This is a genomic window from Capnocytophaga catalasegens (genome assembly GCF_026005215.1).
In the GTDB taxonomy this organism is placed as follows: domain Bacteria; phylum Bacteroidota; class Bacteroidia; order Flavobacteriales; family Flavobacteriaceae; genus Capnocytophaga; species Capnocytophaga catalasegens.
In genome coordinates this window covers 191,253-203,619 of the sequence record NZ_BPMA01000021.1, presented here as the reverse complement: position 1 = coordinate 203,619, position 12,367 = coordinate 191,253, and the positions used below count along the sequence as shown (strand labels likewise).

At 32.3% G+C, this 12,367-nt stretch carries 10 protein-coding genes; 3 read left to right on the top strand and 7 right to left on the bottom strand.

Annotated elements, in window-relative coordinates:
- Positions 1-139: 139 nt before the first annotated feature.
- The gene (gene eptA / locus OO775_RS07790; RefSeq protein ID WP_264846511.1) at positions 140-1,678 is read right to left on the bottom strand and encodes a phosphoethanolamine--lipid A transferase EptA; all 1,539 of its coding nucleotides are present in this window, start codon (positions 1,676-1,678) and stop codon (positions 140-142) included.
- The gene (locus tag OO775_RS07785; protein ID WP_264846518.1) at positions 1,656-2,255 is read right to left on the bottom strand and encodes a phosphatase PAP2 family protein; all 600 of its coding nucleotides are present in this window, start codon (positions 2,253-2,255) and stop codon (positions 1,656-1,658) included. Before OO775_RS07785 ends, eptA begins: the two co-directional genes overlap by 23 nt.
- Before the next feature lie 561 nt (positions 2,256-2,816).
- Here OO775_RS07785 and OO775_RS07780 point away from each other — a divergent pair.
- Positions 2,817-3,197, top strand: a complete 381-nt coding sequence (locus OO775_RS07780; protein WP_264846510.1) for a DUF1573 domain-containing protein — start codon at positions 2,817-2,819, stop codon at positions 3,195-3,197.
- 107 nt (positions 3,198-3,304) lie between these two features.
- Here the strand turns inward: OO775_RS07780 and fabD are convergent, their stop codons facing one another.
- The 4 genes from fabD to gloA2 all read right to left on the bottom strand — a co-directional run bounded on the left by fabD (position 3,305) and on the right by gloA2 (position 9,050).
- The gene (gene fabD, locus OO775_RS07775; protein WP_264846509.1) at positions 3,305-4,186 is read right to left on the bottom strand and encodes an ACP S-malonyltransferase; all 882 of its coding nucleotides are present in this window, start codon (positions 4,184-4,186) and stop codon (positions 3,305-3,307) included.
- Between the two features lie 29 nt (positions 4,187-4,215).
- A complete protein-coding gene (locus tag OO775_RS07770) occupies positions 4,216-5,760 on the bottom strand; it encodes a glycine--tRNA ligase (protein ID WP_264846508.1) in 1,545 nt (514 codons plus the stop codon).
- A 172-nt stretch (positions 5,761-5,932) separates the two neighbouring features.
- Complete coding sequence (gene clpB, locus OO775_RS07765; RefSeq protein ID WP_264846507.1) at positions 5,933-8,518, bottom strand: ATP-dependent chaperone ClpB; 2,586 nt, start codon at positions 8,516-8,518, stop codon at positions 5,933-5,935.
- A 145-nt stretch (positions 8,519-8,663) separates the two neighbouring features.
- A complete protein-coding gene (gene gloA2 / locus OO775_RS07760; RefSeq protein WP_264846506.1) occupies positions 8,664-9,050 on the bottom strand; it encodes an SMU1112c/YaeR family gloxylase I-like metalloprotein in 387 nt (128 codons plus the stop codon).
- Positions 9,051-9,159: 109 nt separating this feature from the next.
- On the opposite strand from gloA2, the gene OO775_RS07755 reads away from it, so the two are divergent.
- Together OO775_RS07755 and OO775_RS07750 are read left to right on the top strand one after the other, a co-directional pair.
- Complete coding sequence (locus tag OO775_RS07755; protein ID WP_264846505.1) at positions 9,160-9,447, top strand: hypothetical protein; 288 nt, start codon at positions 9,160-9,162, stop codon at positions 9,445-9,447.
- 81 nt (positions 9,448-9,528) lie between these two features.
- Entirely contained in the window at positions 9,529-11,058 is a 1,530-nt protein-coding gene (locus OO775_RS07750) for a hypothetical protein (RefSeq protein ID WP_264846504.1), read from the top strand.
- A 383-nt stretch (positions 11,059-11,441) separates the two neighbouring features.
- Here the strand turns inward: OO775_RS07750 and OO775_RS07745 are convergent, their stop codons facing one another.
- On the bottom strand, positions 11,442-12,311 hold the full coding sequence (locus OO775_RS07745) for a pirin family protein (protein WP_264846503.1): 870 nt from the start codon (positions 12,309-12,311) through the stop codon (positions 11,442-11,444).
- Between the last annotated feature and the right edge of the window lie 56 nt (positions 12,312-12,367).

Below are 12,367 nucleotides of genomic sequence, written 5' to 3'. Positions count from 1 at the left end.
GTGATTACGGATATACAAATAAATAAACGTTTGATTACATCAAAAAAAATATTTTTGATAGCTGAAACCAATGAAAAAGTAAGAACTGAATTATAATAATTTTACTTTATAGATTGATATCAATAAAAAATAAAAAAAATTAGTCATTTTCTTTAAAAATACTCAATTCTTCATTGTAAATAGGACTATCAATAGACAAAAAATTCAAAACACTATGAAATACATGATGTTGTGAAACTTCTTTTAGTGATTTTATCTGTTTTATTCCTTCAGGCAACCAAACGATAAATGGTACTTCATACTGTTCTTTTGGAGCAATACTCATCGGAAGTCCGTGCATATAGAGGCTTTTTTCTCCCAATGATTCTCCATGATCTGAAATATACAGCATCGTACTTTTGTAATCTTTTAATTCTTTTAAATTTTCAATAATTTTATGCAAAATATAATCTGTATAAACAATGGTATTGTCGTATGCATTGATAAGTTCTTTTTGTGTACAGTCTCCTAATTCTACGCTATTACAAACGGGTTTAAATATTTCAAAATCAGAAGGATACTTTTTACTATATGTAGGTCCATGGCTAGTAGAAGTGTGAAGAATAATTAAAATTTTATCTTTATCACTTTCTAAAATTTGTTCTTTTAATCCGTTTAAAAGCACTTCATCATAATGGCATCTTTCATCTTGGCAGTGTTCTCGTAATTGACTACCAGTTTGATATTTTTCAATGTGAATAGGTGGTTCTCCCGAATTGGTAGTTCGCCAAACTACATCTACGCCATTTCGATTGAGATAATTGGGCAAAATTTCGTATAAATCACCTGTATTTTGGTGTTCTAAAATACATTTTACTGCGGCGGTAGTATAAGTAGCACACGAATTTGTTTTGAAATGAAATATATTTTCTGTTTTAGAAAGCAAAGGATTTGTGTTTTTTTCATAACCATAGAGCGAAAAATTCTGGCTTCGAGCCGATTCGCCAATAACTAAAACCACTACTGATTTTTCGTTATTTTTTATTGTGGCATCTGGTAGTAGAATTTCTTGACGATTTTCTTGAGCTTTGTGAATATAGTAAAGCGATGTATTTACCGAATATGCCCAAGGCATAGCCAATCCACCTAAGTATTTCGAATTGTTGTCAATCCAAAGGATATTTTTTGCGTTTATTGCCACTAAAGCGATGATTCCCAGTAAAGTAAATCCAATAGTTTTAAAAAAAATTTTTATAGAAGGATATATAATTTTGATTTTAAAAATATAAATAGTTGGAAGTATTCCTAAAAAAATAATGTAAAGAATCAATTTCCAAGAGAAGAAACTACTTGATTCTTCATAGTTGGTATTCAGTACGTTACCAATCATACTTTCATCAACAATAATGTTGTATGTATTGACAAAATATACAGCAATAGCACTGATAATGAAGGAAATAGCAAGTAGAAATTTTCCTCCCTTACGCAATAAAAATAATATTAAATAAAAGGCAAAAAAATTAGCTATAATCATCAGTATAAATAGACTGATAACAAGCAAAAATCCGTTAAAACTCTTGTAATCAATATTTTGAAATACGAAATTGAAAAATCCGTAATGAAAAAAAACAAAATTCAAAATGCTTATAATAAGAGCAAATTGAATAAGTGATAGATTATTTTTTAATTTCTTTAACATAAATTTTTGTAATTAGATATAATGAAATAATTAGATTTGACAAGGAAATATAATAAATAATTAGAGGTTCGTTTAATATTTTGATTATCAAGATAATAACGCAAATCAAGAATAATAAAATAAAAAACGGATAGTATTTTTTGTTGGTAATCCAACTCCAAATGGTATATTTTTGAGCAATAATAATCCCTAAGACTCCTGCTATGTACCCAATAGCGCTTCCCATAACGACGTCCAATGGGTGATGTGCTCCAACTCCCACACGAGTGAAAGCTAAAATCAATCCCAAACCAATGATGAAAAATATCCATAAAATTCTTTTAATCAAAGATTTAGGCATGAAAGCAAATAATAAGATAGTAAGTGTTGTAAAAATTGTAATTGAATGTCCTGAAGGAAAACTTGAAAAACCAACTGCTGTTTTGCCTATTATAGAAAATGTATCATTATCATATATGGTAGCAGGTCTTGGTATATCAAAAAATTCTTTCAAACTTCTTGAAAATAAAAGAGATAGTAAAGAAGCTGAGAGCAAAGCCTCCCATATTTTTGGAATATATATAATAAAAATAGTCATTAACGATAAGATAATTAGAGCATCACCAAGTTGGGTTAAATTATGTTGTAAATTAGGTAATTGTGATAATTTTGAATTGATAAAAAAGAAATAATCTTTCTGTATCGATGCATATGAATATGCATTTAAAGCTTCTTTATTATGTAGGAATAAAATAATTCCAATAATAATAAACAACGGAGCTATGAGCAAATATAAAGAATACTTTTTCGTTGAAAAATTATTAAACGAGCAAGAAGTAGACAAGAGAGGTGTAGAATTTTTCATGAATTGAAAGAATAACAAAGTAAACTATATTTTTTGTGCAAAAGTACATAAAAATCTGAGAATTGAAAATTATAAAGATAACATTTTATTTTTTTACAAAATGAATTATTTCAGAATATATGACATTGTAAGGGTTTTTGGCATAATTTTTGTGATAATTCAATAGAGTGTAATTTTATGAAAAATATTTTTGTTATTAAAAAAATCTATCATACCTTTGCCTCGTGAAATAAAACATAAATTGTTTTAATATTTTCAAAACATAACTAGTTTATCAAATTAAATTTTTAAGAAATGAAAAAAATTTTAGTTTTCTTATTTGTAGCAACATTAGGTTTTGTTGCACAAGCACAAGAGAAAAAAGCAGAAATCAAATTCGTAACAGAAGAAATTGATTATGGAACCGTAAAACAAGGAGACGACGGTGTACGTGTGTTTGAATTTACTAACACAGGCAAAGCACCTCTTGTTATTTCGTCGGCTATTTCTACATGTGGTTGCACGGTTCCTTCTTGGCCAAAAGAACCTATTGCTCCTGGGGCAAAAGGAAAAATCGAAGTAAAATACAATACAGCTAACTTGGGAGCTATCAGAAAAACGATAACAATTACCTCAAATGCTACAGAAACTCCAACAGTTGCTCTACGTATAAAAGGAAATGTAGTAGCTCCATAAGCTAAACAAAAAATTTAATTAAAAAAAGGTATCCATACAGGATACCTTTTTTAATTAAAACGAGTAAAAACTGAATTATATTTTATATTCTTGAAAAATTGAAATATTTATACTTCTGCTGAAAATGCTTCAACATCTTTATTGATTTTTTTAATCAATCCTTGTAAAACTTTACCTGGACCTACTTCTATAAAGGTTGTTGCTCCATCTTTGATCATATTTTCAATACTTTGTGTCCATTTGACAGGAGCGGTTAATTGAGCAATAAGATTTTTCTTAATTTGGATAGGGTCAGTAACTGCTACCGTTGTAACATTCTGATAAATAGGGCAAATAGGTTTTTTAAAATCAGTTTCTTCTATGGCAATAGCTAATTCTTCTCGTGCGGGACTCATTAGTTCAGAGTGAAAAGCGCCTCTTACAGGTAAAACCAAAGCTCGTTTTGCTCCCGCTTGTTTCATTGCTTCGCAAGCCAAATTAACACTTTCTACTTCACCAGAAATAACTAATTGTCCAGGGCAATTATAATTGGCAGGTGTTACAATTCCTTGTATTGTTGTGCAAATTTCTTCTACTTTATTATCTTCTAAACCTAATACGGCAGCCATTGTTCCAGACCTAAGTTCACAGGCTTTTTGCATAGCCAAAGCTCGTTTTGAAACCAATGTAAGTCCATCTTCAAGAGATAAAACACCACTTGCTACTAATGCTGAAAGTTCTCCGAGAGAATGCCCAGCAACCATATCAGGTTGAAAATTATTTCCTAAAACTTCACGTAAGATAACTGAATGCAAAAAAATGGCGGGTTGTGTTACTTTGGTTTGTTTTAAATCTTCTTCCGTTCCGCCAAACATAATATCTGTTATCGAAAATCCTAAAATTTGGTTAGCTTGTTTGAAAAGTTGTTTAGCAATTGAATGATTTTCATATAAATCATTGCCCATTCCAACAAACTGTGCTCCTTGTCCAGGGAAAACGTATGCTTTCATATTTATATATTTTTAGAAGTTATTATTTTTTAATTTAATTTTCGTAACCACTGATTCATATCCACTTCTTTGAAGATAATGTCACGTAATTCGTCTATTTTGACACGCATTTGCTCCATTGTATCTCTATGTCGGATAGTAACCGTGTTGTCTTCTTTGGTTTGATGGTCGACCGTTACACAGAAAGGCGTTCCTGCTGCATCTTGACGACGATAACGTCGTCCTACCGCATCTTTTTCGTCGTATGCTACATTGAAATCATATTTCAAATCATCAAAAATCTCACGAGCTATCTCTGGTAATCCATCTTTTTTCAATAAAGGTAAAATCGCTACTTTGGTTGGAGCTAACACAAATGGCAAACGCAATACGGTTCGGGTTTCGCCACCTTCCAACGTTTCTTCTTGCAACGCATTGGAGAATACCGCCAAGAACAAACGGTCAAGCCCTACGGAAGTTTCCAATACATAAGGTACATAACTTTTATTTTCGTCTGGGTCAAAATATTGTAATTTTTTACCTGAATATTTTTCGTGATTGCTCAAATCAAAATCGGTTCGTGAGTGAATTCCTTCCAATTCTTTGAATCCGAACGGGAATTTAAACTCAATATCACAGGCTGCATCAGCATAATGAGCCAATTTTTCGTGGTCGTGGAAGCGATAATTTTCTTTGCCTAAGCCTAATGATAAATGCCAATTCAGACGGGTTTCTTTCCAATAATCATACCACTCTTGTTGTGTTCCAGGTTTGATAAAAAACTGCATTTCCATTTGTTCAAACTCACGCATACGGAAGATAAATTGACGTGCAACTATCTCATTTCGAAATGCTTTTCCTGTTTGAGCAATTCCAAATGGGATTTTCATACGACCTGTTTTTTGAACATTTGAAAAATTGACAAAAATTCCCTGAGCAGTTTCAGGACGAAGGTACAAATCCATTGCAGTATCGGCAGTTGCACCGAGTTTTGTACCGAACATTAAGTTGAATTGCTTTACCTCTGTCCAGTTTTTACTTCCTGAAATTGGACAAACGATTTCTAACTCTTCAATCAACGCTTTTACATCGGCTAAATCTTCATTTTCAAGTGATTTTGCTAATCGTTTTAAGATGGTATCGGCTTTTTCTTTGTACTCAATTACCCAAGCATTGGTTGTTACAAATTGCTCTCTATCAAATGATTCGCCGAAACGTTTGGCAGCTTTGGCTACCTCTTTTTCGATTTTATCTTCAATTTTAGCGACATAATCTTCTACCAGCACATCGGCACGATAGCGTTTTTTAGAATCTTTGTTATCGATAAGCGGGTCGTTAAAGGCATCAACGTGACCAGAGGCTTTCCACGTGGTTGGGTGCATAAAAATTGCCGCATCAATCCCGACAATATTTTCGTGCATTTGCACCATCGCTTTCCACCAATATTCACGGATATTTTTCTTTAACTCAACTCCGTTTTGAGCGTAGTCATACACGGCACTAAGTCCGTCATAAATTTCACTTGATTGGAAAATATAGCCATATTCTTTGGCGTGTGAAATAACTTGCTTGAATAATTCTTCTTGATTTGCCATTTTTATCTTCTGTATTTATCTGTCAAATTTTACAAGGGACAAAAATAAAGATTTTATTTGAGATAGTGAAATTTGTAATATAGAAAATATAGACTGATAGATAACATAGAGAAATAAAATAAAGAGGTTGTTTCATACAACCTCTTTATGATGTATAAGCTAATAAATTGTATTAACTATTTCTGAAAACTAATTTATTTTCGAAAGCATCAACTAAAATAACGCTGTTCGTAGTGATGTTTCCTTGCAAAATCTCTTTTGAAAGGCGGTTTAACAATTCTTTTTGTAATACACGTTTCACGGGTCTTGCTCCAAACTCAGGGTCGTATCCTTTTTCAGTCAAGTAAGCTATTGCCTCAGGCGTGGCGTCCAAAATGATATTTTCACGAGCTACCAATTTGACAATATTTCGGAATTGTAACTGTACAATTTCTTTTACATTTGCTTTTGAAAGTGGCGTAAACATTACAATATCGTCAATTCGGTTGATAAATTCAGGTCGTACGGTTTGTTTAAGTAACTGCAAAACAGCATCTTTGGCTGATTCGGTTGCTTTTTCGATGTCCTTGCTATGTTTTTCAAAGCTTTCTTGAATCAAATGACTACCAATATTAGAGGTCATAATGATAATCGTATTTTTGAAATCGGCGGTACGTCCTTTGTTGTCAGTTAGTCGCCCCTCATCTAATACTTGCAACAAGATGTTAAACGTATCGGGGTGTGCTTTTTCAATTTCGTCCAATAACACTACCGAATAGGGTCTTCTTCGCACGGCTTCTGTAAGTTGTCCGCCTTCGTCATACCCTACATACCCTGGAGGAGCCCCTACCAATCGGCTTACCGAATGTCTTTCCTGATATTCACTCATATCGATTCGAGTCATCGCATTTTCATCATCGAACAGATATTCAGCGAGGGCTTTGGCAAGTTCGGTTTTTCCGACCCCCGTAGTTCCCAAGAAAAGGAATGAACCTATTGGTTTTTTAGCGTCTTGTAATCCTGCACGGCTTCGACGAATCGCATCGGAAACGGCTTCGATAGCCTCTTCTTGTCCAACCACTCGTTTGTGTAATTCTTCTTCCAAATGAAGTAGTTTTTCACGTTCGCCTTGCATCATTTTGGTAACGGGTATGCCTGTCCATTTAGCGATAACTTCGGCAATGTCTTCACGTGTAACTTCTTCTTTAACAAGTGCTTTATCCTTTTGGTTATCCAACTCTTTTTGTAAATTTTCGAGTTTGTCCTGCTCTTCTTTTATTTTTCCATAACGAAGCTCAGCTACTTTTCCGTAATTGCCCTCACGTTCGGCTTTTTCGGCTTCCAATTTGTAATTTTCAATATTGGTTTTCGCTTTTTGCACTTCATCAACTAAGGTTTTTTCACTTTGCCATTGTGCAAAAATATGGTTGCGTTCCTCTTTGAAATTTGCCAAATCAGCATTAAGTGTTTTGAGTTTTTCTGTATCATTTTCACGTTTAATCGCTTCAATTTCAATTTCTAACTGCATAATTTTTCGGTCAAGCACGTCCAATTCTTCGGGTTTGGAGTTGATTTCCATACGCAATTTTGAAGCCGCCTCGTCCATCAGGTCAATCGCTTTGTCGGGCAAAAAACGATTGGTAATATATCGCTCAGAAAGTTCTACGGCAGCGATGATAGCTTCGTCTTTGATACGAACTTTATGATGCGTTTCGTATTTTTCTTTAATTCCCCGAAGGATAGAAATCGCACTTTCTGTATCGGGTTCTTCTACCATAACTTTCTGAAAACGACGCTCTAAGGCTTTGTCTTTTTCGAAATATTTTTGGTATTCGTCCAAAGTTGTTGCACCGATAGCTCTGAGTTCGCCACGAGCCAATGCAGGTTTCAAAATATTGGCTGCATCCATCGCCCCTTCGCCTCCACCAGCACCTACCAAAGTGTGGATTTCGTCGATAAAGAGGATAATATTTCCATCAGAAGTTGTTACTTCTTTCACAACCGATTTGAGCCTTTCTTCAAATTCTCCTTTGTATTTCGCCCCTGCAATCAAAGCTCCCATATCTAAAGAGAAAATAACCTTATCTTTCAGATTTTCAGGAACATCTCCTTGTACAATGCGATGTGCTAATCCTTCTGCGATGGCGGTTTTTCCTACACCTGGTTCTCCGACTAACATCGGGTTGTTTTTGGTTCTTCGCGAAAGAATTTGCAACACACGCCGAATTTCTTCATCACGTCCAATTACGGGGTCGAGTTTCCCGCTATCGGCTAATTGATTTAGATTTTTGGCGTATTTGTTCAGCGAATTGTACGTTTCTTCGGCAGAAGCAGACGTAACCCGTTCACCCTTACGCAGTTCGCTAATGGCTTTCTCCAATTCTTTTTCGGTAACTCCTTGGTCTTTCAGCGATTGCGATACTTTATTTTTTGTTTTTAAAATAGCCAACAACAAATGTTCGATAGAAACATATTCATCATTCATTTTTTTGGCAATATTACTGGCTTCGTTGAGCATTTCGGCACTTTCACGAGAGAGCGACATACTGCCTCCGCTCACTTTCGGATATGAATCCAATGCTTTTTGTAGGTTTTGAGTTAATGTGCCTACGTTCACATTCAGTTTTTTCAAGAGAAATGGAAGTACATTGTTATCAACCTCTTCTATTCCTTTGAAAATGTGTTCAATTTGCAAATCTTGATGTCCCAAACTTTGGGCGATTTGTTGGGCTCTTTGAATAGCCTCTTGTGATTTAATGGTATAATTATTAAAATTCATATTCTTCTTTATTAGATTGTTATTTGTAGAAGAATTATCAATTTGTATTCCAATTATAAAGCAACTGACAAAATGACAGATTTCAGGTATCGAATAGATTTAATAATTATATTTCTTTAAGTATAAAATATTTGTAGTCAGTAAATTATTCTTCGTATAACTCAATAGGTAAGTTGTCAGGATCAGTAAAGAAAGTGAATTTTTTTTGAGTGAATTCATCTATTCTAATAGGTTCAAAATGAATATTTTGTTCAGATAGTTTTTGACAGAAAATTTCGATGTTTTCAACAGAAAAGGCTAAATGTCTAAGTCCACAAGCCTCAGGATAAGAAAGACGTTGTGGTGAATCTGGAAATGAAAAAAGTTCAATAATATAATTGCCATTTAAAGTTAAATCTAACTTGTACGAATTACGTTCTTTTCGATATACTTCGCGTATAATTTTCATTCCTAAAACATTGATGTAAAATGATTTAGATATTTCATAATTTGAACAAATTATAGCTATGTGATGTATGTTTTTTAATATCATTTTCAATGATCTTTGAGTAAATGCAAAAATAAAAATATTTTTCAAAGAAATTATGAAAATTAAAAAAAATAGTTATCTTTGCGCAGTTAATGAAAATTTATTTAGAACAATGAAAAAACTATTTGTTATTTTATTTGGTATTATTATAGCTTCTTGTGGTAATAAAGATAATACGCCAGAGGTTGTAACACAGAAATTTATCACAGCTGTAAATCAAGAAAAATTTGATGAAGCTAAAAAGTATTGTGATGAACAAACAGCACAAATGCTTGATACTGATTTGAAACTCATTGAACTACCTGTCAATCCTTTGCAACGAAAAGAAATATTTTACTCAATGAAAGGCACTTACGATACTACATATTTTGATATTATTATCAATACATATAAAAAATAGAGTAAAAGAAAATAAATTTAGTGTAGAAATTTTTAAATTGAGTTAAAAATCGTATTTTTGCCTTATCAAATTTATATACCAATGATTAAAAAAATCGTTATTTTGACTGCTATGCTATTTTCAGCATTTTTTTATGCCCAAGAGCGTATTTATATTGATTCTAACGGAAATCCTGTATCTAAGGAAGAGGCTGAATTATACCGAGAAGTTACCGAAAAAGAAGGTATTTATCATATAAAAGATTTTTATCTTAATGGACAACTTCAAATGGAAGGATATTCACAAACGTTGGAAGTAGAAAGTATTACCGATTTTATTGGGAAATATACGTTTTACTACGAAAATGGAAAAATAGAAGTAACCGGAGAGGTACAAGACGGAAAAAGTATTCAAGCCAAAGGATATGACGAAAAAGGTCGTCTTACCTATGAAGAAAAACACGATGGAGAAGGCGTTGAAAGTAAAAGTCTTTTGTATGCAGATGATTATTTTCCTTATAATCAGGTAAATTTAAGAAAAAAAGATGGTTCTTATAAACAAATAATTTATGATCAGGATATTAACAAAATACGCGTTGAACAAATAGAAGAAGCTGATTTATCTGTTAAAAAAATAGATTATTACGATATAAAAGGAAAACTAATAGGAACACTTACATATACAGATACTTATGAACCTCGTGGTATGGAAGTTTCGTATTATTACAAACCAATGCGAGTGAAAAGTATTACTAGATGGAATGACAAAGGAGAAGCCATTTCGGAGGAAAGTTATTATCCGAATGGAAAAATATTTTCTAAAAAAGATATGTCTAAAACAACTATTTTTTATAATGAAAAAGGGAAAAAAATAGGTGAATTAACATATAAAGCAGATGAAGATGGAATAGAATTTCCGTACGAAGGTTCAGAATATACTCTTAACGAAGAAGGAATTTTAACTTCAAAAACTGAATACAAATTGGGAAATTATGTAACTACAATTCATTATTATAAAAATAAAAAAGAAAAAAGTAAATTGGAATATAATTTAGACGAATTACCCAGCAAAATTACTTTTTATACTCCTAAAGGACAAGTAAAATCGGCTCTTTCATATAATGATGGTATGCCTTATCAAGGTATTTATTACGCCGACTTAGAAAAAAATGATGCTTATACTTCATATAGGGAAGGGACGCTTATTGAGCAGAAAAATTATGATGACCAAAAAATATTGAGATATTCTAAAACACTACTGGAAGATGGTGCTTACTCTTGCCAAATATATAATGAAAAAGGACAACGTGTTTACGAATATACCATTGATGATGATCAAGAAATGAAAATTTTTCAGCTTGAAAACGGAAAAACGATTCGAGCAGCAACGATTAAAAGAAATCTTATTACAGAAGGAAGTCTGCTTTATAAGGATTCGGTTCGTACCAATGAAACGATTATTATAGAAAGACAAGCAGGTTGGATAATAATTAAGAATATGCTTGATGATAAACTTGTTAAGGAAACAAAAATCAATGCAAAATATATAGAATCGGATAATTGTTTTGGTAATTATTATATACACGAAACTACGCTTTCTGAATTTGCTAAAATGTCTGAGTTTGCTCAATAAATTAAAAACACTAAATTATTTTATTTAATCTTTTTTTATAGCCAATAAAACATTTTTTTATAATTGAAATAAAAATCATTAGGTATAAATCAAATTTTTTATTTTTTGATATAAATTTTATTAAGGAATATATTATTTTTATTTTTTTGGATATTATTTTCAGTAGGTAAAAGATAGATTTTATTACTTTTCATATTCTTTTTGCTTGATAATTTGTGGTTTTTATATTATTTTAGGTGGTTTTTTCTTTTTTGTATATAGTTTTTATTTTTTTGACTATTTTTTTCATAAGGTTGTTGAAAGTTTTTATCATTTTTTATAATAAAAAAAGTTCCGTAAATATACTTTACGGAACTTTTTAGTTTGTGTTAATTACTAATTAGTTAGTTTAAATTCCCAAATTTACCTTCATTAAAGTCTTTAAAGGCTTGTACAAGTTCTTCTCGGGTGTTCATCACAAATGGACCATAAGCAGCAATAGGCTCTCCAATAGGTTCACTACTAAGCATCAGAATTTTAGTATCGGAAGTTGCTTGTAAGGTTATTTCTTCACCATCATTTTTGAATAAAACAAAGTGGTCATTAGCAACATCATGCTGATTATTCACTTGTACACTTCCACTAATAACTATCAATGATGTTGTATAATGCTTTGGAAACTGAATAGTTGTTTTTGTTTCGTTTTTCAAATTAACATTATACATATTGATAGGGGTAAAGGTTGAAGCAACACCTTTTGTGCCGTTGAAATCGCCTGCGATAACTTCTACACTACCATTTCCGTTCTCAATAGATACTTTTGGAATGTTACTATTCCTTATAGCTTGGTATTTAGCGGGAGTCGATTTGTATTTTGCAGGTAAATTAACCCATAATTGCATCATTTGGAAAGTTCCACCTGTTTTACTCCATTCTTTTTCGTGAAATTCTTTGTGTAACACACCATTTCCAGCGGTCATCCATTGCACATCTCCTTGTTCAATAACTCCACCACCACCTGAACTATCTCCGTGTTCTACTTTCCCTTGGTAGGCAATAGTTACCGTTTCAAATCCTTTGTGTGGATGAACATCAACGCCTTTGGGTATTTCACTTGGAGGAAATACATAAGGAGAATTATAATCCATCATAATAAAAGGGTCTGTTCGCTCCATTGGGTATATTCCTGGTATAAAATTATGTACTCTGAACCCATCTCCTACAAAGTGGGGCACACCAGGGCTAACGATTTTTTCTACATTTTTTGTACTCATTACTAATTTTTTTTATTGGTTTATATTTATTTATAATTTTATTCTTTTTTTAAGAT